Annotated in this window: 22 protein-coding genes; 4 read left to right on the top strand and 18 right to left on the bottom strand. The window is 59.3% G+C overall.

Translation table 11 applies throughout. The features are described from left to right. The first annotated feature begins 152 nt into the window (after window positions 1-152). Together Mal15_RS16730 and Mal15_RS16725 are read left to right on the top strand one after the other, a co-directional pair. Complete coding sequence (locus Mal15_RS16730) at window positions 153-1403, top strand: DUF1559 domain-containing protein (protein WP_147868813.1); 1251 nt, start codon at window positions 153-155, stop codon at window positions 1401-1403. Between the two features lie 100 nt (window positions 1404-1503). Next, window positions 1504-2565 carry an SGNH/GDSL hydrolase family protein gene (locus Mal15_RS16725; protein ID WP_147868812.1) on the top strand — a complete coding sequence of 354 codons (1062 nt, stop codon included), beginning with the start codon at window positions 1504-1506 and terminating at the stop codon, window positions 2563-2565. A gap of 62 nt (window positions 2566-2627) precedes the next feature. Here the strand turns inward: Mal15_RS16725 and Mal15_RS16720 are convergent, their stop codons facing one another. From Mal15_RS16720 to Mal15_RS16695, 6 genes are all read right to left on the bottom strand, one after another. Beyond that, window positions 2628-3722, bottom strand: a complete 1095-nt coding sequence (locus Mal15_RS16720; protein ID WP_390623521.1) for an AAA family ATPase — start codon at window positions 3720-3722, stop codon at window positions 2628-2630. A gap of 3 nt (window positions 3723-3725) precedes the next feature. After that, window positions 3726-5228 (bottom strand): hypothetical protein, encoded by a 1503-nt coding sequence (locus Mal15_RS34130; RefSeq protein WP_167546859.1) that lies wholly within the window; start codon window positions 5226-5228, stop codon window positions 3726-3728. Further along, window positions 5225-5956: a DUF4129 domain-containing protein gene (locus Mal15_RS16710; protein WP_147868810.1), complete on the bottom strand. Its 732-nt coding sequence runs from the start codon at window positions 5954-5956 to the stop codon at window positions 5225-5227. The genes Mal15_RS34130 and Mal15_RS16710 overlap by 4 nt, the downstream gene beginning before the upstream one ends. A gap of 233 nt (window positions 5957-6189) precedes the next feature. Next, on the bottom strand, window positions 6190-7188 hold the full coding sequence (locus Mal15_RS16705) for a hypothetical protein (RefSeq protein ID WP_147868809.1): 999 nt from the start codon (window positions 7186-7188) through the stop codon (window positions 6190-6192). Then, window positions 7178-8254 (bottom strand): stage II sporulation protein M, encoded by a 1077-nt coding sequence (locus Mal15_RS16700; RefSeq protein WP_147868808.1) that lies wholly within the window; start codon window positions 8252-8254, stop codon window positions 7178-7180. The genes Mal15_RS16705 and Mal15_RS16700 overlap by 11 nt, the downstream gene beginning before the upstream one ends. Then, entirely contained in the window at window positions 8251-9399 is a 1149-nt protein-coding gene (locus Mal15_RS16695; RefSeq protein ID WP_147868807.1) for an RDD family protein, read from the bottom strand. The genes Mal15_RS16700 and Mal15_RS16695 overlap by 4 nt, the downstream gene beginning before the upstream one ends. A 260-nt stretch (window positions 9400-9659) precedes the next feature. On the opposite strand from Mal15_RS16695, the gene Mal15_RS16690 reads away from it, so the two are divergent. Beyond that, complete coding sequence (locus Mal15_RS16690; protein ID WP_147868806.1) at window positions 9660-11186, top strand: Nramp family divalent metal transporter; 1527 nt, start codon at window positions 9660-9662, stop codon at window positions 11184-11186. Between the two features lie 76 nt (window positions 11187-11262). Here the strand turns inward: Mal15_RS16690 and Mal15_RS16685 are convergent, their stop codons facing one another. The 9 genes from Mal15_RS16685 to Mal15_RS16650 all read right to left on the bottom strand — a co-directional run bounded on the left by Mal15_RS16685 (window position 11263) and on the right by Mal15_RS16650 (window position 18430). After that, window positions 11263-12336: a glycosyltransferase family 4 protein gene (locus Mal15_RS16685; RefSeq protein WP_147868805.1), complete on the bottom strand. Its 1074-nt coding sequence runs from the start codon at window positions 12334-12336 to the stop codon at window positions 11263-11265. An 11-nt stretch (window positions 12337-12347) separates the two neighbouring features. Further along, window positions 12348-13502: a DegT/DnrJ/EryC1/StrS family aminotransferase gene (locus Mal15_RS16680; protein WP_147868804.1), complete on the bottom strand. Its 1155-nt coding sequence runs from the start codon at window positions 13500-13502 to the stop codon at window positions 12348-12350. 33 nt (window positions 13503-13535) lie between these two features. Then, the gene (locus Mal15_RS16675; protein WP_147868803.1) at window positions 13536-14198 is read right to left on the bottom strand and encodes a class I SAM-dependent methyltransferase; all 663 of its coding nucleotides are present in this window, start codon (window positions 14196-14198) and stop codon (window positions 13536-13538) included. Further along, window positions 14195-14956 carry a sulfotransferase gene (locus Mal15_RS16670; protein WP_147868802.1) on the bottom strand — a complete coding sequence of 254 codons (762 nt, stop codon included), beginning with the start codon at window positions 14954-14956 and terminating at the stop codon, window positions 14195-14197. The genes Mal15_RS16675 and Mal15_RS16670 overlap by 4 nt, the downstream gene beginning before the upstream one ends. A gap of 12 nt (window positions 14957-14968) precedes the next feature. Next, the gene (locus tag Mal15_RS34125) at window positions 14969-15142 is read right to left on the bottom strand and encodes a hypothetical protein (RefSeq protein WP_167546858.1); all 174 of its coding nucleotides are present in this window, start codon (window positions 15140-15142) and stop codon (window positions 14969-14971) included. A gap of 107 nt (window positions 15143-15249) precedes the next feature. Then, the gene (locus Mal15_RS16665) at window positions 15250-15588 is read right to left on the bottom strand and encodes a hypothetical protein (RefSeq protein WP_199773879.1); all 339 of its coding nucleotides are present in this window, start codon (window positions 15586-15588) and stop codon (window positions 15250-15252) included. Window positions 15589-16103: 515 nt separating this feature from the next. Then, window positions 16104-16724, bottom strand: a complete 621-nt coding sequence (locus Mal15_RS16660) for a hypothetical protein (RefSeq protein ID WP_147868801.1) — start codon at window positions 16722-16724, stop codon at window positions 16104-16106. Window positions 16725-16763: 39 nt separating this feature from the next. Beyond that, the gene (locus tag Mal15_RS16655; protein WP_147868800.1) at window positions 16764-17303 is read right to left on the bottom strand and encodes a PilZ domain-containing protein; all 540 of its coding nucleotides are present in this window, start codon (window positions 17301-17303) and stop codon (window positions 16764-16766) included. A 137-nt stretch (window positions 17304-17440) separates the two neighbouring features. Further along, window positions 17441-18430, bottom strand: coding sequence for an ABC transporter ATP-binding protein (locus Mal15_RS16650; protein WP_147868799.1), 990 nt, complete (start codon window positions 18428-18430; stop codon window positions 17441-17443). Between the two features lie 118 nt (window positions 18431-18548). Here Mal15_RS16650 and ispF point away from each other — a divergent pair, with 118 nt between their 5' ends. After that, window positions 18549-19064, top strand: a complete 516-nt coding sequence (gene ispF, locus Mal15_RS16645) for a 2-C-methyl-D-erythritol 2,4-cyclodiphosphate synthase (RefSeq protein ID WP_147868798.1) — start codon at window positions 18549-18551, stop codon at window positions 19062-19064. A gap of 68 nt (window positions 19065-19132) precedes the next feature. On the opposite strand, the gene Mal15_RS16640 is transcribed toward ispF, so the two are convergent. Genes Mal15_RS16640 through amt form a run of 3 tightly spaced genes read right to left on the bottom strand, consistent with a single transcriptional unit; the run spans window position 19133 to window position 24630 of the window. Further along, complete coding sequence (locus tag Mal15_RS16640; protein ID WP_147868797.1) at window positions 19133-19750, bottom strand: class I SAM-dependent methyltransferase; 618 nt, start codon at window positions 19748-19750, stop codon at window positions 19133-19135. 24 nt (window positions 19751-19774) lie between these two features. Then, window positions 19775-20872 (bottom strand): HD domain-containing phosphohydrolase, encoded by a 1098-nt coding sequence (locus tag Mal15_RS16635; protein WP_147868796.1) that lies wholly within the window; start codon window positions 20870-20872, stop codon window positions 19775-19777. After that, a complete protein-coding gene (amt, locus tag Mal15_RS16630; RefSeq protein WP_147868795.1) occupies window positions 20869-24630 on the bottom strand; it encodes an ammonium transporter in 3762 nt (1253 codons plus the stop codon). Before amt ends, Mal15_RS16635 begins: the two co-directional genes overlap by 4 nt. Between the last annotated feature and the right edge of the window lie 80 nt (window positions 24631-24710).

Genomic DNA, 24710 nt, shown 5'->3' with positions numbered 1-24710 from the left:
ACGCGAGACTTTTCTTTTTTCGGATGTCAAGTTGGTGTGGCGAGATTCCAACAATTTCTTGACCTGATCAAATCTCTCCCTTATCCTGGACGCGAAGTTCCCTTGGAATGGGGGATCTCTTCTTGTTCTTTTCCGTTACTTCGAGGTTTTTTATGTCAAGACCGCGTACTCTTAGGCGGGGCTTTACCCTCGTCGAACTGCTGGTGGTGATCGCAATCATTGGTATTCTTGTGGGACTCCTTCTCCCAGCAGTTCAGGCCGCCCGTGAAGCCGCACGCCGGATGTCGTGTAGCAACAATTTCAAGCAGATTGGCTTGGCGATTCACAACTATCACAGTGCGTTCAAGCAAATCCCCAACACGATGACCGGGACGGCCAAGACTTGGACCGGTGCCAACACCACGTACAACAGCAACCGGTTGTACCTGAGCTATCTGGTTTCCATCCTTCCCCAAATGGAACAACAAGGTTTGTGGGACGAGATCTCCAACACGAGCCGCGAATCAGCGGCAACCGGAGGAATCATGCCCTCTCAGGTGACCAACGGCGAGTGGCCTCCGATGGGACCCTGTCCTTGGGTCACGCAGTATCCGCCGTGGGCGACGGAGGTTCCGACCTACCGTTGTCCAAGTGACCCGAGCTTGCACATCAGTATCGGGAAAGCCAACTACGCTGCTTCGTTGGGCGATTCGTTCGACTACGCCTGGTGGGGCGGAAAAAACGAAAACGGCTTCTGGAACAACGGGAGCGGCTCGGGAGACCAATTCGACGAGACTTGGATGGCGACGCGAGCCCAAGCGGCCAACCGTGGATTCTTTTGGCCGCGATTGGAAACCCGTTTCCGCGACACGCTGGACGGGCTGTCCAACACGATCGCGGCTGGCGAAATCTGCACCTCGCGCGGGACGCGTGAAGTTAAATCGGATTACGTGCGGCGGATCACCAGCATGACGCCGACCAATTCGCACTTCGCAACTCCGCTCAACTGTAAAGAAGGCGCCCACATCGATCCCGATCGTCCCGCATTTTATGCACCCGGTGCGACCATCAGTTCCGGGATCAACAACGGTCGTGGTGGACGATGGGGTGACGGGCGTCCCGCCTACACCGCGTTCCAAACCATCTTGCCGCCTAACTCCGCGAGTTGTGCCCGAAGCAATTCGGACAACACGTACAGTATCTACACCGCGGGAAGTCATCACTCCGGCGGGGCCCACGTCTTGATGGGTGATGGTGCGGTGATCTTTATGACCGATAGTGTCGACACCGGTGATCTGACGCAAGACACGGTGGTTCGCGATGGTGGCATGAACCTCGGAGGTGCACAAAGTCCCTATGGTTTATGGGGTGCTTTGGGGACCAGGGCGACCGGAGAAACGATCGAAGAACAACTCAATCAGTAGCTGTGATTGGATCTGTTTGATAGTCTAAACGAACGTGACCTCGCCTCTTTCATGAGGCGAGGTTTTTTCATGGCTTTCGGTGTTTTGCTGCAGGACGATCGTGGACAACAAGAATACGCCTTCGCATCAATCCCCCTCGCACCGCGTCATTCCGGTGCGGCGGAAGATCGTGCTTGGTATCTTGGTCGCCGTCTCTTTTTTCTTGGTTGCCGAGGGGCTGTTGCGGGTCGCGGGGTATCGCGCCGCCTCTGACGTCGAGCGAATGGAATTCACCTTTCCGATCGATGACTACAACACGAATTCGCCCCAGCCGTTTTTGAAACGTGACGCGACCTTATTCTGGCGTCCTCGCCCCGGAGTCCTCGGTCATAATTCGATGGGTTTCTACGGTCCCGAGTTTGTCGCCGACAAGCCGGACGGCGTGTTTCGAATCGTTTGCCTGGGCGACTCCTGCACGCATTTCGGGCCGGTCACCTACAGCGACATGTTGCGCGGTTATCTGGATCGGGTGGCTCCCGGGGAGTTTGAGGTGATCAATGGCGGGGTCATCGGTTACACGTCTTTTCAAGGAAAGCGATTGCTGGAAACCGAGGTGACCGGCTGGGATCCAGATCTGGTCACGGTGTATTTCGGATGGAATGACCACTGGCTGGCACGCGGCTATCAGGACAAAGACCAACAAGCGGTGGAGCCCCCGTTGGCCGGCGGGTTGAGCAAGGTACGCCTTTTTCAGCTGATCCAAGGTTTAATGCCTCGCGCGGTTGCGGATTCGGCAATGCGAGTCGAAGCGGAGGATTACCGTGCCAACCTGCAAGCGATCGGAGAGGTGTGCCGGGCAAACCAATTCGACTGTTGGTACCTGACCGCGCCGCACGCGTTTGACTTGGGCGTGCCGCCGTACCTGATCGAGTCGGGGGAGGCGGAGAACTTGGAGGACTTGTTGGAGATCCATCGCGCTTACAACCAGATCGTTCGCGACGTGGCGGTGTCACGCGGCAACACGCTGGTCGATTTGGAGCGTGAGCTTGATTCGATGAACAAGTCGGAATTGTTCATCGACGACCACATTCACCTCTCGAAACAAGGTCGATTGTTGGTCGCCAAGCGGCTGGCCGCGGAGCTGCGCGGCGCGGGGATCCTGGAAGTTGACGCGGACGAGTAGGGCATGGCAGTCCGGAGGCCAGTCCCACGGCGTGACCGACCGGAAGCCGGTCCTGCGGATCGTCAATCGCGTGGGACTTCGATGCCTCGGATCACGGCGAGCAGTTCTTCGTCGATATCCCGGCCTTCGATCTCAGCCTCGGCAGTCAACTGAACCCGGTGCCGCAGGGCCGGGATCGCCACTTCGACGACGTCGTCCGGGATCGCATAGTCGCGGCCGCCGAATCCGGCCAAAGTACGGGCACACTGCATCAGCGCCAGGCCCGCGCGTGGCGAAGCGCCGATATGAAATGCCGGCCAAGTCCGCGTGGCGCGGACGATCTTGTTGATGTAGTCCACCAACGCGTCTTCGACATTGACGGTTCCACAAAGCTGAATCAGTTGACGCACCGATTCCGGATCGGTGATCGTCCGCACCTCGGTTTCCAACCGTTCATTCAAGTTGACCTGTTTGCTGTGCAGTTTCAGGATTTCAGCTTCTTGTGCTTCGCTCGGGTAATCGACCTTCAATTTGAACATGAACCGGTCCAGTTGGGCTTCGGGCAAATTGTAGGTGCCTTCGCTTTCCAACGGGTTTTGGGTCGCCATCACCAGGAACGGTTGCGGCACGGTGTGGCTGGTTCCGTCGATCGTGACACGGTATTCCTGCATGATTTCTAGCAGGGCGGCATGTGTCTTGGCGGGCGAGCGGTTGATTTCGTCGGCCAACAGCAGCTGCGTGAAAACCGGGCCGGGGCGGAAGCGAAACTCGCTTTTTTGCATGTCGAACACGGGGGCGCCGGTGATGTCCGATGGCATCAGGTCGGCGGTGAATTGGATGCGTCCGAAATCGCAGCCGAGCGCTCGACCGAGGGTGCGAACGAACAGGGTCTTTCCCAGCCCCGGCACGGATTCGATCAGCACGTGGCCGCCGGAAAATAACGCGGTCAGCGTTCCGAGGACCAATTCGTCCTGACCGACAAACAATTTGGCGACTTCGTCCGAGACCGCTTGGTAGAGCCGCTGGACGGGCTCGAATCGTTGGCTCTTCCCCTGTGACGCCAACGGCGACTCGCTGGGCGGGGGAGTCGTGGCGGCGCCGGTGCTCGTGCCTTGCGAAGCCGTCGGGGTGACGGCGTGTGATCCGGGTTGTGGGTTTCCGGCAGTCGGGTCGGTCAACGGTCAGCCTCGATCAGTGGGGTGGGAATCGCCTCGGGGACGCTCAGTAGATTCTTGTCGCACGACCGCCGTGTCAACCGCCGTCACGCTCTCAGCAGGCGGTTTCGGGGCTGGCAGATGCAAGTGGATCGCAGGATCGGTCTCGTGAACCGGTTCGTCGATCACCCAGGGGCCGGATGCTTCGTCGCGGACATGTTTCATGTAGTCGCTGATTCTGCGGCGGGCGAAGGTTTCGCCGCCGCGACGCCTCATCAACGTCGCCACGGCACTGAGATGATCGCCGAAATGTGTCAGGACGCCGCGGTCGACGCGCCGAGGGCGACCAAAGATCGGCAGCAACGTCAGGCAGATCACGAATCCCAGGATGGCGATGTGAAAGGTGACGAAGCTGAGCGGAAACTCCGTGAAAAATTCCGCCCCGGAGGCCCGCGGGATCTCGCCGCTTCGGTTGCTGATCGGTAACGAGTAGGGTGCGAACGCAAATCCCGCTTGCGGCTGCGAACCATCCGCGACCAGTCGGCCGCCAGAACCCGCTCGTTTGGATGGATGCATCCGTGCGATCGAGCTGCGTATCAGTCCCTGAGCCAACGCTTGGTTCTGTGGTTGTGTCAGCGCGTAGTTGGTCAACAACGATCCGCCGGCGACTACCAAGACCTGCGAGTTTGGCCAGGCATCGCAGGTGATGCGGGCAAGGATGGTGTCATCGTCTTCGGATACCAACACGGATTCAAACTTCGTTTTGGCCGACGTGGAGCTGACGGATTGCCCCTGCGGCCAGTACACCGCGCCTGGGCCGGCCGGTTGCAGAATCGGGGTTCCCTGTTGTGACTTGTCTTTGCGGTCATATTTCTTCAAAACCCACTCGATGCGTCTTGGCGTGTCGATGTCGACCACACCGTCCCAGCCATCGCCCGCGGCAGCATCGCCCGCGGCAGCATCGCCCGCGGCAGCATCGCCCGCGGCAGCCTCGTGCTCGGCAGCATCGCCCGCGGTAGCATTGTCCAGCAGGATTTTGGTGCGTTGGACATCGGGTTGAATCGATAACCAGCCGTTGGAGGGCAACGTGGTTCGCGCCAGCTGCCATTGGTGCTCTTGAATCAATGATTCGGCGTACTTGCGGCGGTACTCCAGCCGCTGTGGTGGCGACGCAAACGGTCGGGCGTCGCGGTAAAACTCCGCTTCGCTGCCGCTATCGGGAACGACATAAATCAGCGTTTTTTGTTGAAGCTTCAGCCATTGTTCCAGCCAACGCGTGGTCCGGTTTTCAATGCCCGTTGGGTGCGTCGGCGTCCAAACGATGACGGATGTGCGCCGCGCCCGGTCGGTCAGGCGATTCAAGTCACGTGTGGAGAAGCCCGCAGATGAAAACGCGTTGCGCAGCGACGTAAAACCGTTGACGCTGCGGCGGGCCAAAATCCCTTTGCTGGGGCCATAGCCGGTTCGCAGACCGCCGTCGCAGCCGGCAAACAACAACAGCAGCAGGAGCGGAACAATGATTCGTTTCATTTGCCCGCTCCATAGGTCTGTGTCGCCGATTCCAACAGCTCATTTTGACGCCACAATTGTTCAAAGACACTTGCAGGGATCTCGTGGCGCCCAAAGTAAGATTGTTCAAACGCATCGGCAGTGGCCCGCAACCATGTCGCAATCGGCTCGTGGTGGCTGCGCGTCTCACGCACGTACCGACCGTTTGTCTTTCCTCGGCTCAGCCGCAACAGTCCGCTACGATCGAGTAGCAACAGCTGATGGCCGAGCAACAGAATGACCGCTTGGTCGAAACGTCCTTCGCCCATCAACCGTTCACACTCGCTGCGCAGGTTCACATCGGTTCGGCGCAGTTCGGGCGGCAGGTGTTTGATGCGCTCGAGCGTGTGTTCATCGGGTAACGCTTGCGAATCGGATTGCCGGTTGATCGACGAGCGATTGTCCATCCGCAATTCGGCACGCGACACGGCGTACACGGTCAAGCCGACCATTCCCATCACGATGACAGCCAGCAAGGCCCAGCCGAACAGATTGCTCCAGGTGAACGACGTGCCGAATAAGCCGCCGGTCGTCGCGCCCGGGTTGGTGGCCGAGTTGTTTGACGGTGTGGTTTGTTTGACCTTTTTGGGTTTGGGCAGCCAGCGACTGTCACGATGGATCGAGTCATCCTGGCGGATCTTCAGTTCGATCGGAACCAGTTGCTTTGATTCGGAATCATACCAGGGCGTCGTGTCCAACGACTGTGACATCGGACTGGCCGGATCTGCAGATGCAGTCGAGTCATCAGGCGAATCCGCAGCAGCGACGGTGGGGCAGATCGCGGGACAGAGGGCCGCAACAATTGCGACGGTAACCACCTGTAGCCACAAACTTGCCGAACGGCACCACGTGGACGCTGCGAGGCTCACCCGAGTGTGGACCAGTGCATGACCGCGCGCGGGGCTCCATCTTCTGGTGAATGTCGCTACGTTTGTCCGTCGATTCACGATGCTTCTCCAACGGTCGCGGCGACTTCGTTCGACCGGGGCACCGCAATCGATTCGGACGGAGTCGGTGAGGCTGGTTTGGGGATCCCGGTTTCGTCACCGAATTGACGCATCGCCTCGGCACGAACGGCCAATTCGACGTCCCAACCTTCCAAGCGGATGCGGGTATCCAGGTAGGCGATCATGCGGACCACTACGCTTAGCCCGCCGACGGTCCAGAGCGCCAGGGGGTAGAGCAACAGCAACGTCACCAAGCCGAAATTCCAGTAGCCCGTGACGATCCCGCGGACCCACACCAGACTGTAGAACAGTCCGGCGAAAATGACGGTCAGCGTCAGCGCGGCGGCGAACCAACGGCTGCCGACGTCGCTGCCGGCGGGGCGGTGCAGGGCGCGGGCGCGTCGCGAGAGCGTGATTTCGCTGGCATTCTTGCTCCTCAGCGGACACATTTCCAACAGGATCATCTCCGGCAAGAACGGCCGACCGGCGCGCACGGCCAACGCGACGACAAAGACGATGACCGGCAACGTGACGTCAAAGACGGTGTCGTAGGGCTGAAACAGACGGACCGCGACCAGGATCATCACGGGGATCGCCAATCGCCGAATTCCCAGGCAATAAAACCAACGCCAGAATTGTTGTCTCGCGATCTGCAACGCGCTCCGCCAACTCGGTTTGTGTTCGAACACCGCTTGCCCCAAGTAAATCGTCGTGACCACTCCGGCAGCCGGTGTTTGGAGAAACACCAACAACGCCATCCACGTCGCGTAGCGACTCAGTTCCCAGATCGCTTCGGAATCATCCAAGCCATATTGCGCTTCGGTCAGCGGGATCCAAGACAGCAACAACGCATTGGCGACCATCCACGGCCATGCGCCTAGCAGGAACCCGACAAACAAGAGCGTCGGGTAGCGATGCAATAGCACCAGCGCCAGATCACCGATCTCGGCCAGGGTCCGGACCCGGACGGCCACATGGGTTTGATCAAGTTGCATCGTCGTCGGCTCCGTCAATCGGGAGGCGCGAATCGACCAAGTCTGCATAGCGGGCGGTTCGGACCAAGGACCCGCCGTCGCTCTCGTGACGAGGGAATCCGAGCACGACGAAGTACAGGGTGATCAGGCCACTGGACAGGATCGACCAGGCCACTTTGATCAAGTAGGGGGCACCGCTGGGCGACAAAAAGCCTTCGGTGAACGCCGCCAGAATGAACATCGCCGCGCTGGCGGCCATCACCGGCACGGCATCGCGTCCGGATCGACGAACCGAGTCCACGCGAGACAACCCGCGGGTGTAGAACAGCCCCATGCCCAATCGCAGGCCGGCCCCGGCCGACAACGCGATCGCCGTTAGTTCAAAGGGGCCGTGGGCAGTCACAAACTCAAAAAAATGATCCGCTCCCTCGACCCCGTCGCGCGACATGTAACCGAACGTGGCGCCCAAAACGATCGCGTTGTAGGCCAGCGTGACCAAACAGGGGACCAAAAGAATTCCGTAGGCGAAACACTGCAGCCCGATGCCTGTGTTGTGACGGATGTAGAACGCCGCCCGCGCCGTGTATTCTTCCGGACTGACGGCCAACGGTTCCTTGAATGATTCCGACGTGCCTTCGAGCATTTTGGACCCGCAAATGCGTTCGGCAAACCCCGGAAACTGTTCTTCCGCGGCGCCCATCACCATCGCCAGGGCGAACAACCCAAAGAAAACCAGCGTGGCGACCCGTACACAGCCGTCGTTGAAAATCCGTTGCGGTGCTTCGGTAAATAGAATGCGAACCCAACCGCCCGGTGCGGGGCTGTGCGTGCGATACAACTGGTTGTGGGCACGGGCGACCAAGCGGTGCAGGTAGGTGACCGTGTTGGGAGGCAATTGGTACGCATCGGCGAGCGCCAGATCGGCGCACGCCGCTCGATAGAGTGATGAAAACCGCACCACACCCGGTGCCCCGCGATGTTTGGGGCTGACCGAATCCGTGCTGCCGCGCACTTCCATGGCCTCGCACAAGCGTTCCAGTTCGGTCCAATCGGTGCGGCGTTTCTCCAGCAGCTTCGCGACATTCATCGGTCTTCCCTCGCATTTCCGGGCGGCGGCACCGGAGTCTCTGCCGGCGGCGTCTTTGCCAGCGACGGTGACGACATTGCGGCGTCGGCGGCGTCCGCGTTGGGTTGGATCGACGACCGATCCGACGCGCTGCGCCAATCACCAAGCGGAGCCTGTGCGGGTTGACGCTGTACCGGTTGACGTTGTGCGGGTTGACGTTGTGCGGGTTTGCCTAGCTCCTCTTGAACGACGCTTTGCAGTGGTTCCGCCAGCCCCGACGGTTTGCCGGCGTCTTTGGCCAGCGGGCTGTACCCGGCCAGTGGGCCCAGATCAGCCGATTCGGTCGTCGAATCGACCAAGAAGGTTTTGTAGTAGAGCGCGTACAACAGCAGATCCGGGTCGATGTCCTTGCGAAAATCAAACCGATCGATCAGCGGATCTGACAGGTTCCGGGCGACTTCGCGGCGCCGCGGTGGCGTCAAGAAATGGCGGCGTTCGACATAGGTCGCCAGCGTTCTGGCCATCTTTCGGGTGATCAGGTAATCGCCGGGAATGTACGATGCCAGCGCGGGGACTCGTGCATCATCCACCTTGGCGATCGGAAGTTGCCATTTGCGTTCGTCGACCACCACCATCGTTCCAGCGGCCAGATCTCCCAGACGCTGCATCCGCTGCGTCATCATCATGCTGACCAAGCCGACGATCCCGGTGGGAATAAAGTAGATCGGCGGGACATCGGGATCCCACGTGTTGATCGCGGCGACGGGGGCCAAATCGGCGACCCGCAGCAGGTTTCGCAGCAGGGCGCTGCGTGGCGACACAGGGCGTCCGTCGACTTCGATCACGCGAATCCCACAAAACCACTTTCCGATCGTGCGACCGTTGAAGTAGGCCTCCAGAATCGTTCCGTAGAACCAATTGATCACGAAGATCAAAATCACGATGAAGGCAAACGTCAGCGGGCCGTAGAAGGACGACAACACGGTCAGCAATCCACCGACCAACAGCAACGTGAATCCGACGGTCAGAATCACCCCCCAGCGGACCGCCAGATCGATCAGATACGCCGGCAGACGACGGAACGGACCCGCCAATTGATACTCAAAGGCGATGTTTTCCGGCGTGACCACGGCGATGGTCGTGTCGAGCGGTTGGACGGCGGCCATGCAAACGAAAAAGGAGCGAAAACGGTCTTCCCGGAACAGCTTCGATTATCACCCGGCAAGCCCACACCACGCAACCGGCGGGGGGTTTTTAGTTTTGGGTTTCAAGTTTCAAGGCAGTTGACGGTGGGCAGAAAAGTTGGGGACAGAAAAAGGGGGAGGCGGTCAAGGAAATGTTTGGTGTTTTCTGAAACCTGAAACCTGAAACCTGAAAAGATCACCCCGCAACATGCGTCATTGTTGCGCTGCTAAACTCACGCCCCATGAAAGAAAACGAAACCATTTCCCCTCCCACCTCACTCGGACGGATCCTGCTGGCGGTGGGGCCGGGGCTGATCGTTGCGGGATCCATCGTCGGCAGTGGTGAATTGATCGCGACCACCAAAACGGGTGCGGAAGCGGGATTCAGTCTGTTGTGGCTGATCGTGATCGGGTGCGTCATCAAGGTGTTCGCCCAGATCGAATTCGGCCGCTATGCCTTGATCAGTGGTAAGACGACGTTGGTCGCACTTGATGAAGTCCCGGGGCCGCGGATCAAGGGGCGAGGGAACTGGTTGGTGTGGTATTGGTTGATCATGTGGTTGGCCAGTATTTCCCAACTGGGTGGCATCGTCGGTGGTGTCGGTCAAGCGCTGTCGATCAGTGCGCCCCTGACGCAGCAAGGCGTGGCGTACAACCAGGCGGCCGACGCCGAGCAATTGGCGCGTTTCGACGCGTTTCGCCAGGCGCATCATCGTGGCGAGACCGAGTCGGACGTGAGCACATCGAACACCTGGGGCACCTACGATGCAACCTATCGTTCGGCAGACCCCGGCCAGCATTTGCAACCCCACGACACCGCGATTTGGGCCATCATCATTTCGCTACTCACCAGCGTGATCCTGGTCGTCGGCCGGTACAGTCTGATTCAATCCTTCTCCACCGCATTGGTGGCATCGTTCACGTTGCTGGTCGTCGTGAACGTGTATTGGTTGCAAAGCGAAGCCGAATTCGCATTCAGTGCCAAAGAGTTTCTCTCCGGGTTGATGTTCTCATTTCCAGAGAAGACGGCGGAGATCAGTCCGATCCGAACCGCACTTGCGACCTTTGGCATCATCGGTGTGGGCGCGGCGGAGTTGATCACATACCCGTATTGGTGTTTGGAAAAAGGGTACGGCAAATTCACCGGCGCAAACGATGGTTCCCCGCAGTGGAAACAGCGGGCCGCGGGGTGGATGCGGGTGATGCACTTCGATGCGTGGGGGGCGATGCTGATCTACACCTTTGCCACCGTCGCGTTCTATCTGCTGGGCGCTTCGGTGCTGCACCGCATCGGGTTGAATCCGGAAAAAGGCGACATGGTGCGGACGTTGGCCGTGATGTTCCAACCGGTGTTTTCCGAATGGGCCGCCACCGTGTTTTTGTTCGGTGCGCTGGCGGTGCTGTATTCGACGTTTTTTGTCGCCAACGCGTCGCACGCGCGGACCTTTTCCGACGCGTTGCGGGTGATCGGCGTGATCGCGCATGACGAGCAGACCCGCGACCGTTGGATTCGGATCTTGAGTGGTGTGTTTCCGATTCTGTGCGTGGTCATCTTCATCGCCTTCCCGGCTCCGGCGCAATTGGTCTTGATCAGCGGGATCGCGCAAGGCGTCATGTTGCCGATGCTGGCCGCCGCGGCACTCTTTTTCCGCTACAAGCGATCAGTCGAGGGGCTGGAACCCGGCAAGACATGGGACGTTTTTCTGTGGCTGTCCGCGGTGGCGATGCTGGTCACCGGCGTTTGGACCGTGGTCGCGGTGTTGTCGTAGGGGCTGATGCCCGAGATACAGCGAGCCGGGATACAGCGAGCCAGCCACACAGGTTGGAAGCCTATCCGACGACCGATTATTCCTGGACGTCCAGGATCGCGTCGCGAAGTCGTTGGTAGCAGCGTTGACGCGTGAAGTCGCGTCGCATCGTTTCCAGTCCCGCCGCGGCAACCTGTCGGCGAAGCGGGACATCACCGATCAGACGACTCAGTGCGTCGCACCACTGTTGGTCGTCCGCGGCCAGCAAGCCGTTGACGCCGTCTTGGATCAAGGTTTCGTTTTCTCCCAAACGTTGGCCGATCACGGCAGCTTGGCCCGACATGTAGATCTTGGTTTTCAGCGTTCCACGGTACAGGGATTCGGCGGTGTTGAACATCGGGAAAATCCCAATGTCCATTGCCAAAACCTCTCGGACCATCGTGGTCTGGTCGTACTGCGGCAGGACGCTGTAGCGAACGTTTTCGAAACGAGGGATCCGGTCGGGATCGGCTCCGACCAGTCGCAGTTGGACGTCGGGATGTTGGGCGAAGATCGATTCCAGCGGCTCGAAAACGCGGTACAAGGCGTCGGCGGTGTACTTGCCGCCGATCCAGCCGATGCGACAGGTTTCCTGCGGGGCAACGACCGAATCGCGATGGCGATCAAACACGTCCAACTGAGGCCCGTCGGGAACCACCGAGACGTTGGGACAATGATCGCGCACGTACCCGGCGGTGTATTCGTTTTCGCAGATCACGGTGTCGGAGGTAGCGAGCATTTGGTGAATGTGCTGCCAACCCTGAGACTGGAAACAGGGCAGCCAAAGCGCGTCGATCAGGTCGGTGATCAGACGTGTGTTTGGCAAATCCGCCAATCGCTGATGCAGCGGCCACGAAGGCACGGTCATCATCATCACGACGTCGCATCGGCGTGCCAAGTCAACGATTTTCGATTCACGTCGACGCAGGATGGCGGATTCGGCCACCGTTGCCGGACGCCGTAAACTCGGGCGCCATGGCCAGCGCTTCATCACCGCGTTCATCGCCTCGCTGGTGCGTCCGATGAACGTCGCCTGAATCTGGGCGTCTTGCTCAAAACACTCGCGGAACTGCAACGCCCGAACCGTCGTGCTAGGTGTTTCCAACGATTCGTAAACCAGCAGTACTTTCATCGCAGATCGGGTTACCAGCCGGATTGGATCACGTCGCAGACCCGGTCTGCATCGGCAACCGACATGTGGGTGTGCAGAGGCAAGACCAGGTAACGTTCTTCCAGGGCGTTCATGTTGGGGAGTTCATCTTCGCGATACTTTGCAAACACACTGTATCGATCGTTGCGAAAATGAACCTGCCCGGACTCGATGGCGGCGTCGCGCAACTTTCGCTCCAGGTCCTTGCGGCGATCGACCAAAACCGTACACAGCCAAGCCGCATGCACGCGATCTTTGAAGTTGGCGCCGACGACATCGATGCCGTGAATGCCCTGCAGCCGCTGGATGTAGCGGGCCAGAATCGACTTTCGCAGGTCCAGCACTTCGTCGAGCGTTTCGAGTGCCGCCAATCCCATCGCCGCACCGATGTCGGTCATCTGATACTTGTAGCCCACTTCGCTGATGTCGTTCTGCCAAGTCCCGCCCTGCTTGGCTTCGCGGTCGATCCCGAACCAACGGATGCGTTTGGTTTTGGCGACCAGTTGCGGATCGCGGATCATCAACATCCCGCCGTCTCCGGTCGTGATGTGTTTGATCGCTTGGAACGAGAACGCGGTGAAATCCGACATCGCACCGACCGGGACACCTTTGTAGCTTGCGCCCACGGCCTGTGCGGCGTCTTCGATCAACGGCACGCCGGCTTCGGTTGCGATGGTCGTCAGTTCGTCCATGTCGCAGGGTAAGCCGCCGTAGTGCACACAGACGATCGCTCGCGTGCGATCGGTCACCAGGGACCGAACGTGTCGGGGGTCGATATTCATCGTCTCCCGCTGCGCATCGGCAAAGCGAATGCGAACCCCGTGATAGAGCAAAGGAATGTTCGTTGCGGTGCACGTGAAAACCGGGACGATGACTTCATCCCCCGGTTGCAGATTGCATAGCACATACGCCAGATGGATGGCGTCGGTGCAGGATCCGACGGCGACCGGAAAATGGCTCGATCCCAGAGCAACGCGGAACGACTCTTCAAATTGCTCGACTTTGGGGCCTTGCCCGATCCAGCGGGTTCGCAACGTGTCGGCGACGCCGGCGATGGCAGATTCCGGCACGTGTGGGTGGAACAGAACGAGATTCTTTCCCTGGACCGGTAAAATCGACTCGTCACGCGTATCGACGAACTTTGGCATAAATCGGATCCAAGCGTATTAAATGAGTCGCTGCTATTTGCTCGCTTCCACGCGGATGTCGCGCCATGGCTGCTGGTGGAACTCGGGTTCGGTGACAACGATACGGGAAAAAGACGCATCGCGTAACTCGTGTTCCAGGTGCCAAGCTGACCAACCAAACGAGTACGGCGTGAACGAGACTTGGTTCGTAATTTCGCTCAAATCAAACGCAAAAACACCCCGGACCCCCTCCAGGTAGGCCGGCAAGTTGCCACGGGACTCCAGCAAGTGCGCCGCGCACTTTTCGATCGAAGGCAATTCGATGATCAGTTGCCCCCCCGGCGACAGCAACCGATAGGCGGATCGAAAGAACTCTCTCGCCTGCCACAAATTGAGGTAGCTGAGCGAGTGGATCATCAAGATCTCCCGCGCACTGGACGCCGAAAACGCCCGCTCCAGTTCGCCAAAGTCCATGTAGAAATCCGCGCATGCGGCCGGGGCGGCATCGATGTTGATGTAGCCGTCCAGGTGCATCGGACCGCAACCGAGGTTCAGTTTGATGTCGCGTTTCTCCACGAGGGGGCCGGCAACACGCGGGACCACTTTGGGCCCGAGCACGGCCGTGCTGGGCATGATTCGCTTGGCGATTTCATACCGGCTGCGACGTGAGATTCGGCCGGCCAGGACGACGAGTTGTTTGAGGTGACGCCGCATCATTCCAGCATCACCTGCAAACCCTTTTTGACCGCCATCACGCGCCATTTGAACGCGGTCCACGTTTTGGTCGCCAAGCGATCGCGGTGCATGGTCCGGCAGTAAACTTGCTCGTGCTCGGCCGTGAACGGAAGTTGCAAAAAATCATGGACCCGCCGACCGACCTCGGCCGGCTGGCGACACAGTTCATCGTAGCCGACTTCGTGAAACCAGCGATGGGCGCGGCCGAACGTCTCGACACGCTCGAAATGCGCCAGCGTCAACTTCTTCCAGTATTGATGATCCTTGAGCACACCGACGCCCGGTTTTTCTCGGTGGCACAGCGACGCGGCGATGTCATCGGGGTCCCTGCGAATGAACAACACTTTGCTGTTGGGGAACACGTCCAGGTACAGCGGCAGCAAGACACAAGTGCGGGCGTCTTTGATTCCCCAGGGTGAGGTGCCGTCGTAGCCCCACTGCATCAAATCGATCCGCCATTGCTGCAGCATGAACGTCCCGACGGTCTCCCGGTAGCTCATCACTTCGTCGACGGACATGATCGGGTAGTTGGCCCAATTTGCCCCGCCGCCCATCAAGAGCTCGTCGTTGACGTAGTTGGAAAAGAAGTGCGATTCACACTGCGTGGCATTGTTGACCATGAACAATCCACAGGCGTGAAGACAACGCGACAACGCCGTGCTGCCGGAGTTGTGCATGCCCATCACCAACACCGGGTCTGGCGATTCGCCCTGAAAGTGTGTCGGGATCGGTTTTCGCACGCCGACGCTACCCTACTTGGACGCTTTGATCTCGGCCGCCTCGGCTTCCAGCTTGGCGATCTCGGTTTCCAACTCTTTCAATTCATCCAAGTCATCCGCCTGTTGCCGCGATCCGGCCAACTGTTGTCGCAAACTGGTCAGCTTCTTGTTGATGACATCCAGGCGCTTCTTCTGCTTTTTGTCCACGAGGATCCTGTTTCTTTACCAAGGGCGAAAACGTCACACGGCCGCGACCGTCCGATCGCGGGCCGATTCAACAATAGAACTTGACGACGCCCCCAATCGCAAGGGTTTTAGAACCCGAATCCGATCGAGATCCCGCTGCGGCCATAACCATAACCCGGATAACCGCCAAAGCGGACGCCGGGCCCGATGTAACCCCGATAACCGGGCGGGTAACCGAATCCCGGCCGGTAGGACGAATAGGGCCGATAGCCCCGAGAAACGTAGGGGTAGACCGGAGCACGGTAGCTGCCGGTGTAGACGCGCGGGACCGCAACCGGAGCTCGGTACGCATACCCCGATCGGACCGCCGGCCGACGGTAATAACAGTCGCCGGCCTGTGTGGTCGATTCGGAAACGGCCATGCCGCCGACACTGACGACCGCGGCGAGAAGTAGTTTGTTCATCATGGGGATGATTCCTTTTAAATTGGGAGGGATCGGATTGAATGCCCGCTGTGAAACGTTCGAAAACGAGCCTCATTCGATTCGAATGACACTGTCTGCACACCGCGCGCCAAAACTCGGCAGAACGAGCCCCGTTGGCGTCTAGACTTTAGGCGATCGTCTAGCTTAGGGCGATGCTTTATCTGGGATACGATGGCCCTTCCGGGCCGTCGCCCGTGGGGCTCAGCGCGACGACCTAGAAAGGACGTCGTACACCCATCCACCGACCACCTCTTACCCAAGCGGCCAGATCATTTGGATTCGCCGCGTTTCGCCTCTGCCCTAAGCTGGGCGGTCCCTTCAGGCGACTCCCTTCGCTGCGAGGCAGCGAGGGGCGACCGCCCGGAAGGGCCGTCGTACGTCATTTAGCGGCGACCGCCCGGAAGGGCCGTCGTACGTCATCAGTCGTACCCGAAGAGTCCTATGGGAAGCGGTAGCGATGATCCGATCAGCGCGTCAAATCGACGGCGCGCGGCGTCTCATTTCCAGCCCTTGGCCTGTCCCTCGGCGTAAATCTGGGCGACGTCTTCCTCGGTGATTCCGTGCGTCAGTGCGATGTGGGTCACTTCGCGGTCGACCACCGCTCCGAGCGTTTGGTTGAGCGCCTGCCCGGCGACCCCGCTTTTGGGGATTTTCTTGGCCTTGCCGAACGAAGACGCGATCATTTGTGAGTAGTCGCGATAGATCTTCTGACGCGTCGACTCGGGCAGATCCACTTCGCGATACTCGACCTCGCCCGGGGTTTGTTCCAGCTTCAGGTCTTCGACGACTTGGGCTTGGCTCCGCATCGGGACCTCGGGCTTTTCGGGTTCCTCGGTCGATCCGCCCGAGAAGAGGACCAACAGAATCAGGCCGACGACGGCCAGTCCGGCGACTCCACCGACGACCAACCACTGTCCGATCCTGTCTCCGGAATCGGAATCGTCATCATCGTTTGTGACGGTTTTGGCTGGTCGTGCCGGTTGGGGATTGGACGCTTGTGACGCGGCGGCGGAGATCGAAAAGACGCCACCGCAGGACGGGCATTGCGTCGATGCCATTGATGCGGGGACGTTGATCGGTACGTTGCACTGTGGGCATTGGACACGTTTGATCGACATCGAAGACTCGTCGCGGGATGGGGAAAGTAACGGTGGGTCCTACAGTTCTTTTCGATGCAACATCCATTGCCGTTGCAGATCCATCACGATCCGACGGATGATCGGCGGCGGGTCGACGTGTTCGCCTTTGAAGGTTTCGGGGAAGAACAACCCGAAGCCATTCGGTTCGATGCGCCGCACGATCGCATCGAGTTCGATCTCTGACTTGTCCATCGACAGTCGGGCGCGTAGTTCGTCGTTGATGTTCAGAGCAATCGAACGGTCTTTGGGGACTTCGACGAACACGCCGGTCATGCTGATGTTGGTCGGTTTGGACACGCAACGCTGCTTACCGGAAATCAGGGTGACCGACAGTCCGCTTTCGTCGATGACCGGAACGCGAAACGATTCCCTGCGATTCTCATCCTCCGACTTCGGCTCTTTTTCCTCGGGCGGGGCGAGCAAGTGCACGAAATCGACCAGCGGTTTGACCGTCGAGGGGTCAAGCGAGACTGATTTTTCTGGTTCGTTGCTGCTGGAGATCTTCAGCGTGTCGCCGTCGTAGAAGATCTCAAGGTCGCGTAGTGTGATTTCTGCCATCAGGATTCCTGAGCGTCCTTTGCTAACTCGTACAAGCGTCTAGTATCGTCCAGATCGACTTCGACGGGGGGAAGAGCGGATCCATCTCTCGGTGCGTCTGAAGAAAATACGCGTTTTCGCGATTTTCTTCAATCATTCTATCCCGCACGCTTCTCGGTCGTCTCGCGAAACAGCCCCGCGATCACGTCTTCCAGCGGCGGATCTTCCACCGCGACGTCTTCGATCGGGTGATCGGCCAAACAGTGGGAGAGCACCGCTGGGACATCGGCCCGGGCGACTTTCAATTGAACTTTAGGCCAGGTCTCCGATAGTACCTCACCGAGCGCCCTGAGATCCGGTTGATGCTCTTCGGCGAATTGCAGCGTGATGATTTTGTAGCCCGAGAATTTGTCGATGATGCCCGACAACGATCCGTCGTATTCGATTCTGCCCCGCGCGATCACGACCACGCGTTTGCAGAGCGCCGCGACGTCCTTCATGTAGTGGCTGGTCAGCAGGATCGTGATCTTACGCTTTTCCTGGTAATAACGCAGGAAATGCTGGATATTGTGCTGGGCGATGACGTCCAGCCCGATGGTCGGTTCATCCAAAAACAGCACGTCGGGGCTGTGCAGCAGGGCCGCGATCAACTCCATTTTCATCCGCTCACCCAACGACAGCTCCCGGACCGGCTGGCTGAGCAACGAGCCGACTTCCAGCAAGTCCGTCAGTTCGTCCATCGTGACGCGAAACTGGTCCTCCGGCACGCCGTAGATCTGCTGTTGCAGCCGATACGATTCCTGGGCCGGCAAATCCCACCACAGTTGGTTTTTCTGGCCCATCACCAGCGCAAACCGCCGGCGATAGGCATTTTTTCGCTGCCAGGGAACGTAGCCCATCACCGTGGCGTCGCCGCTGGTCGGATCGATCACGCCGGACAACAGTTTTAGCGTCGTCGTTTTCCCGGCCCCGTTGGGGCCGAGAAACGCCACAAATTCACCGGCCTGGACGTCCAAATCGATTCCCCGAACCGCGTGGACCTCCTGATACTCCCGATGAAACAGCCCCTTGAAACTCTCCTTCAGCCCTTCTCCCTTGCGATACACGCGATAGGACTTGGTCAGATTTCGGACTTCAATGATCGACATGGCACACGGCGGACGCTGGAGAAAGGTGACAGGCGGCGGTATTGTAGTGACGCGCTGCGATCACCACGAGAAGGGATCCACCGGCCGATATTCCTCGTGACCTGAACGATAGAACTCCATGACCTCCACCACGGCCGACGTGCCAAATCTGCGTATCGGACTGGGATACGATTCCCATCGGCTGGGCCCCGGCGGGCCGTTGCGGATCGGCGGCATCGACGTACCCGCCGAGGTGCATGCGATCGGACACAGCGACGCCGACGTGCTGCTGCATGCGATCACCGACGGCTTGCTGGGCGCTCTCTGTGCCGGCGACATCGGACGACTGTTCCCCGACACCGCGGCGGAAAACGCCGACCGCGATAGCCGCGATTTTCTGCTTGCGGCACTGGAGAAAGTCAATCAACGCGGCATGGGGATCGTCAATCTGGACTGCGTGATCCTGGCCGAACGCCCCAAAATGGCGCCCCACATCGACGCCATGCGCACTCACATCGCCGCCATGTTGGGCATCGATCCGTCGCAAGTCGGCATCAAAGCCAAGACCGGTGAGGGCGTCGGAGAAATCGGCACGGGGCAATCGATCGCCACCCGCGTCGTCGTGTTGTTGGCGGGGATTTCGGCAGCCAATTGAACCCCTGGGGGATCGGCGTCCAGTGGACGAGGGCCCGGAAGGGCCATCGTACGTGAGAAAGGTGACGATCAGCGGCGGACTTTGCGGACCAGCCGCATTTCGTTGGGGCCGATGAACATCAACAACAACGCGCCGATCGCCGCGTAGCGATCGAACACATCTTCATGGAATTCGTCTTCCCCCGGCCAGGGATACGAATAGACCAACGAAAAGTCGTCCAGTTCCAAACCCCAAGCGTCATAGGCCGACTGGCCTCCATGCCCGAGCGACGGCAGCGTCGGATCCAGTGACAGCTCCGGCGCTCCGCCAGGCAGGAAATTGCCGTCGAACAGGTCCACGTTGGCCGGCCACGTCCGGATCGTCTTTCGGGCTTGCCCGATCAAGTCGGCGTGGGCTTCGATCGCGTGTGCGTTCCATTTCAGCTCATCGGCCAAACAGGCGACCGCGGCGAAACCGCATCCCCACTCTAAAAACCGGCTGCCGATCTGGGTTTGGTGCCGGTTGATCCATTCCAGCGTCTGGTAGACCAGTTCGTAATCGGCGGCGACGAACTGCTCGGCGCGGTGCTGATCCCAGCGATCCTGAAACGCTTCGATCCGGGTGCGCATCGAGGAAAGTTTGGCAGCGATCGACGGCGGAATCGGCTGTGTGTTGACCTGGGACGGAATCGGAATCGGTTGCAACATGATTGTCTTCTGGCGCGCTGGAACTTACGAAACGGCATGTCCGGGTGCACCGGTGATCAAATTGTTTTCGCTGGCGTTGGAGTTCAACGGGATCGGCGGCGGCGACGCGTCATGTCGCGAATCGTCGAAGCGGTTTCGAATCGCCATGAACGTCGTCTTGATCTGCAAGAACGCATCAACGACATCCGGATCAAAGTGTCTGCCGCGACCGTCGACGATGATCGCTTCCGCTTTTTCGTGGCTGTAGGCATCCTTGTAAACACGGTTGGTCGTCAGCGCGTCATAGACATCGGCCAAGGCAACGATCCGCGCCGAAAGCGGAATCTGGTCCCCCGCCAGTCCGTCGGGATAACCGCTGCCGTCAAATTTTTCGTGGTGCGACAATGTGATGTCGTATGCCATCTTTAAAAACGAAGCTTCGGGACTGCGCTGAATCGCTCCCCGCAGCGTTTCGGCGCCGATGCGTGGGTGTTCCTTGATGGCGAGGAACTCTTCGTCGGTCAACTTTCCCGGTTTCAACAGCACCGCATCGGGCACACCGACCTTGCCGATGTCGTGCAGCGGGCTGGTCTGGTAGATCAGCTGAATGTACTGGGGCGTGATCGTTTCGGCAAACCTGGGATTGCGCGTCAATTGTTCGGCCAGACACCGCGAATAGCACTGCACGCGTTCGATGTGGTGTCCGGTTTCCGGGTCACGACTTTCAGCCAGTTTCGCCAACGAGAAGATCAACGCTTCACGGGTTTCCAATTGCAGCACCCTGCGGCCGACGTTGACGCGCGCGATCAGTTCGCTGGGATGAAAGGGTTTGCTGACGAAATCGTCGGCGCCGGCGACCAGCCCTTCGACGCGTTGGTCGACCGAATCCATCGAGGTCAGCAAAATCAGGTAGACATAGCCGCCGAAATCACCACCGCGGATCTGGCAGCATAGGTCGATCCCGTTCAGTTCCGGCATGTGCCAATCGCTGATCACCAACCGCGTGCGGCCTTCCTTCAGCCGATCGAGTGCGCCGCGTCCGTCTTCGGCGGTGATCACGTCAAAGCCGCCCTGCTGGAGGGTCGAAGAGATCATTTGTCGAACGATCGGGTCGTCATCGACAACGAGAATGGCATCGTTCATGCTTCTGCCTCGGTCAGTTTATGGTCAATCCAATCGAGACACCGCTCGACTTCCGATTCCAGTTGATTCAACGTCGCGGTCAGTTCCGTCTGATTGGTCTGGTCGGTGGCCTTCACATGGGTCTCGATTGCACCGGCCAGTGTGGCGATCGGATTGGCCGACATCGTCGCCGCGACACCTTTTAAACGATGCGATGCGGCCCGGGCACGTTGAAAGTCTCCGCTGCGAATCGCTTCACGGAGCCCGCCGAGTTGTTCCGGCAGTTGTTGTTGGAACATGCGAACGACTTGATACGATGTTTCTTCGCTCTCACCGCAACGCTGCACGACATCGTGCCAATTCAACACGACCTCCGACGCCAAGTGACTGAATCGGCCTTGTGGGGGTGTTGCGTCGGTGACGCCGTGGATCGGTTCGGACTCGAACACGTCGCGCAGTGTCCGCGCAAACACGGTTTTTGAAATCGGTTTGGCCAAGTGGGCGTTCATGCCGGCTCGGAAACACCGTTCCACCTGGCCGGCCAGCGCTTGTGCGGTCACCGCGATGATCCGGAGCGGAGATTCCGGCGGTAATTTCAGTTCGCCGGCCTGATGCATCCGCCGCAGTTTGCGGGTCGCGTCGAAACCGTCCATGATCGGCATTTCACAATCCATCAGGATGACATCATACGTGTATCGGATGGCCATGGTGATAGCCGCTTCGGCCGACGCGACCGTGTCGGCTTGGAAACCGAGACGTTGCAACAATTCCGACGCCACGGTGGTGTTGATTTCGTTGTCGTCGACCACCAGCACGCGGCGTCCTTTTCCGATCGAATCGTCATCGCTGGAAGTGCGTTTGCGTTTCGGTTGCTTCAGTGTCGGCAGGTCACTGAGCGTCGTTTCGATCGCTTCCAGCAATGCCGACGGCCGCACGGGTTGGTTGATCTGGACTTCGTCGGCGTGCCGCCGGGCCGTTTCACCGATCAAGATCCGTCGTTTGATTTCCGGCAGCACGGAAGGCAATGTCTCCAGTTCGGTCGCCGAAACGACACTTGTTTCAGCCAGTAACAGGTCGACGCGTTTGCGCATCGGGCCGTCGGTCTGCAGCGCTTGCCGGGCCGATTCGATCGAATCGGCGGTCAAGCAAGTTGCGCCCCAACGCTGCAGGTAATCCTGAATGACTTCGGTTTCGCCGTTGGCCGGCGCGATCAGCATCACGCTCTTGCCCGCGATCCGTGAATGACTGCGTTGCCCCAACAGATTGGTTTTGGGAAGTTCGTCCGAGGCCGCCTCCGGTTCGCCGGCGGGGAGGATGCAGACGAACGTGGATCCCACATCCGGCTCGCTTTGCAGCTGGATTCGCCCACCCATCGCGGCGACCAGCTGTTGGCAGATGTTCAGCCCCAACCCGCTGCCACCGAAACGTCGCGTCGTCGACGCATCGGCTTGTGCGAACGCTTCGAAGATCTTGGATTGTCGCTCCAGCGGGATGCCGATTCCCGTGTCGCTGACTTCGATCTGCATCCATTGATCCAGGGGGGGAGAATCGTCGCCGGTTGGTGGTTCGGGTCGGTCCATTCGCACACGTAAACTGACACCGCCGACCTGGGTGAACTTGATCGCATTGCTGATCAGATTGATCAGGATCTGTTGCAGCCGCACAGGGTCGCCCAGCAGGATTTCCGGGACGCCGGGTTCGAAGTGTGCCGACAGGTGCAGGCCTTTGGACTTTGCCCGGTGATAGAGCATTTCGACGGTTTCATCGACGAGATCGAGCAAGGAAAACGGAACGGATTCCAATTCCAGCCGCCCGGCTTCGATTTTTGATAGGTCCAGGATGTCGTTGATGATCGCCAACAATGTCGTCGAGGAACGTCTGGCGATCTGCAGGTACTTGGCTTGTTGACGCGAAAGTTCGCCTTCGTCCATCAGTTCCAGCATCGAGACGATGCCGTTAAGCGGCGTCCGCATTTCATGGCTCATCCCGGCCAAAAACTCGCTCTTGGCGTTGTTGGCCGCTTCGGCCTGTTCCTTTTGCAGCCGCAGTTTCTCGGACGACAATCGCTGTGTGATGTCGACGATCGTGCCTTCGAAATACCGCACCGTTCCGTTTTCGTCACGGACGGCATGCGCGTTTTCGCTGACCCAAATCTCCGATCCGTCGCGGCGACGCAGTTGAGCGCGGAAATCGTTGACGCGATCATGGAGCGCGATTTCATGCAAAAATCGCTCGCGTGTTTCCGCTGACGTGTAAACATCGGTCGACACATCGCCGACGGCGTCGATCAGCTGCGCGGCGGTTTCATAGCCACACAGTTTCGCCAGCGCCGGATTCGCGCTGCGGAAGCTGCCGTCGGGAAAGGTTTGGTAGATCCCTTCGACGGCACCGTGAAAGATGCTTTCGTATTGTTGTTGAGCGGCCTTGCGCCCGGCAAACTCATGCTCGACTTCCGTGATCACGCGATTGTAGGCGGCGGCGATTTGGCCGATCTCCGTGAACGGCTCGATCTTGACCCGACCGCTAAACTCACGCCCTTTCCGGTGCCGTGACATCTGGGTCAGCAACTCTTGCAATTCCGAGTTGGCTTGGTGTTCGGCGATGTTCAACCCGATGTATTCATGGCGGCGTGGCACACGCAGCGGTTGAACCAAGTTGATCGCTCCCAGCACCACCACGCTGGTTCCGAACGCCCATCCGAACGCTACCGCGCAGCCCCAGGATTGAACCGCCAATTGCGTCAGCCAATCGTTTCCGTTGCCCCACGCCGTCGGATCGGTCAACAGCGGGATCGCGATCGTGCCCCAGACGCCGGCAAAGCCGTGGGCGGGAATGGCACCGATGACGTCGTCGATCGACAACCGATGAAGCAGCCACGTCGATGCGGCACAGACCAACGCCGCGACGCTGCCGACGGCCATGGACGTGATCGGCGTCAACAGATGGCAGCCCGCGGTGACCGCGACCAGACCGGCGATCACACCGTTGCCGACCATGGCGACTTCCGGGCGGCCCAGTCGACGCATCACGATCGCCAGCGAGGTCAAACCGCCGGTGGCGGCCGCAATCATCGTGTTGACCAAGATCTTGGGCACGTTGTCGGAAAGTTCCAGGCCACTGCCGCCGTTGAACCCCAGCCAACCGAACCAAAGGACCAGAATCCCCAACACGACCAACGGCAGATTGCTGGATTGAATCTTGCGGGGATGGTTTCCGAAACGGCCCAGCCGGGGACCGACGATGATGATCGCCGCCAACGAGACCCAGGCTCCGACCGAGTGAACCACGGTTGATCCGGCAAAATCGATGAACCCGAGCGAGCTGAGCCATCCCGTCCCCGTGCCATCGATCAGGCCTCCCCAAGCCCAATGACCGAAGATCGGATAGACAAATGCGCTGACAAACACGCTGATGATCACGTAGCTGCGAAACCGAATCCGCTCGGCCACCGCGCCGCTAATGATCGTTGTCGCCGTGCCACAAAAGACGACTTGGAACAGGAAGAACGCCAACAGAGTGGAACTGGCACCGGCGTCCATCAGGAACTGCGACGAACCGAACCATCCGGAAACCGAGTGCCCGTACATCAGTCCGAAACCGACGACCCAGTAAGCGATCGCAGAGACACAGATGTCGATCAAGTTTTTGATCGCGACGTTGATGCTGTTCTTCGCCCGCGACATTCCGCTTTCCAACAAGCAGAACCCCGCCTGCATCAACAAGACCTGGCCGGCGCACAACAGCACCCACAGCAAGTCGATGGATGTCAGATCGTTCATTCCTCGTGCGTTTCCCTCAGTGCGAGACCGTTGCCCCAGTCGGTTTCCGCGGACGGTGTCCGACGGTCGCAATCGCAGTC

Source organism: Stieleria maiorica (assembly GCF_008035925.1).
Taxonomy (GTDB): domain Bacteria; phylum Planctomycetota; class Planctomycetia; order Pirellulales; family Pirellulaceae; genus Stieleria; species Stieleria maiorica.
Note: the sequence above shows the minus strand (reverse complement) of the source record. Positions and strands in the feature narration are given on the sequence as shown.

What these genes read in the sequence shown, in the direction of transcription:
- Mal15_RS16730 (WP_147868813.1), top strand. Translation starts at nt 153, where the DNA reads ATGTCAAGACCGCGTACTCTTAGGCGGGGCTTTACCCTCGTCGAACTG.
- Mal15_RS34130 (WP_167546859.1), bottom strand. Translation starts at nt 5,228, where the DNA reads ATGAAACGAATCATTGTTCCGCTCCTGCTGCTGTTGTTGTTTGCCGGC.
- Mal15_RS16710 (WP_147868810.1), bottom strand. Translation starts at nt 5,956, where the DNA reads ATGTCACAGTCGTTGGACACGACGCCCTGGTATGATTCCGAATCAAAG.
- Mal15_RS16705 (WP_147868809.1), bottom strand. Translation starts at nt 7,188, where the DNA reads ATGCAACTTGATCAAACCCATGTGGCCGTCCGGGTCCGGACCCTGGCC.
- Mal15_RS16700 (WP_147868808.1), bottom strand. Translation starts at nt 8,254, where the DNA reads ATGAATGTCGCGAAGCTGCTGGAGAAACGCCGCACCGATTGGACCGAA.
- Mal15_RS16695 (WP_147868807.1), bottom strand. Translation starts at nt 9,399, where the DNA reads ATGGCCGCCGTCCAACCGCTCGACACGACCATCGCCGTGGTCACGCCG.
- Mal15_RS16690 (WP_147868806.1), top strand. Translation starts at nt 9,660, where the DNA reads ATGAAAGAAAACGAAACCATTTCCCCTCCCACCTCACTCGGACGGATC.
- Mal15_RS16685 (WP_147868805.1), bottom strand. Translation starts at nt 12,336, where the DNA reads ATGAAAGTACTGCTGGTTTACGAATCGTTGGAAACACCTAGCACGACG.
- Mal15_RS16680 (WP_147868804.1), bottom strand. Translation starts at nt 13,502, where the DNA reads ATGCCAAAGTTCGTCGATACGCGTGACGAGTCGATTTTACCGGTCCAG.
- Mal15_RS16675 (WP_147868803.1), bottom strand. Translation starts at nt 14,198, where the DNA reads ATGATGCGGCGTCACCTCAAACAACTCGTCGTCCTGGCCGGCCGAATC.
- Mal15_RS16665 (WP_199773879.1), bottom strand. Translation starts at nt 15,588, where the DNA reads ATGATGAACAAACTACTTCTCGCCGCGGTCGTCAGTGTCGGCGGCATG.
- Mal15_RS16660 (WP_147868801.1), bottom strand. Translation starts at nt 16,724, where the DNA reads ATGTCGATCAAACGTGTCCAATGCCCACAGTGCAACGTACCGATCAAC.
- Mal15_RS16655 (WP_147868800.1), bottom strand. Translation starts at nt 17,303, where the DNA reads ATGGCAGAAATCACACTACGCGACCTTGAGATCTTCTACGACGGCGAC.
- Mal15_RS16650 (WP_147868799.1), bottom strand. Translation starts at nt 18,430, where the DNA reads ATGTCGATCATTGAAGTCCGAAATCTGACCAAGTCCTATCGCGTGTAT.
- ispF (WP_147868798.1), top strand. Translation starts at nt 18,549, where the DNA reads ATGACCTCCACCACGGCCGACGTGCCAAATCTGCGTATCGGACTGGGA.
- Mal15_RS16640 (WP_147868797.1), bottom strand. Translation starts at nt 19,750, where the DNA reads ATGTTGCAACCGATTCCGATTCCGTCCCAGGTCAACACACAGCCGATT.
- Mal15_RS16635 (WP_147868796.1), bottom strand. Translation starts at nt 20,872, where the DNA reads ATGAACGATGCCATTCTCGTTGTCGATGACGACCCGATCGTTCGACAA.
- amt (WP_147868795.1), bottom strand. Translation starts at nt 24,630, where the DNA reads ATGAACGATCTGACATCCATCGACTTGCTGTGGGTGCTGTTGTGCGCC.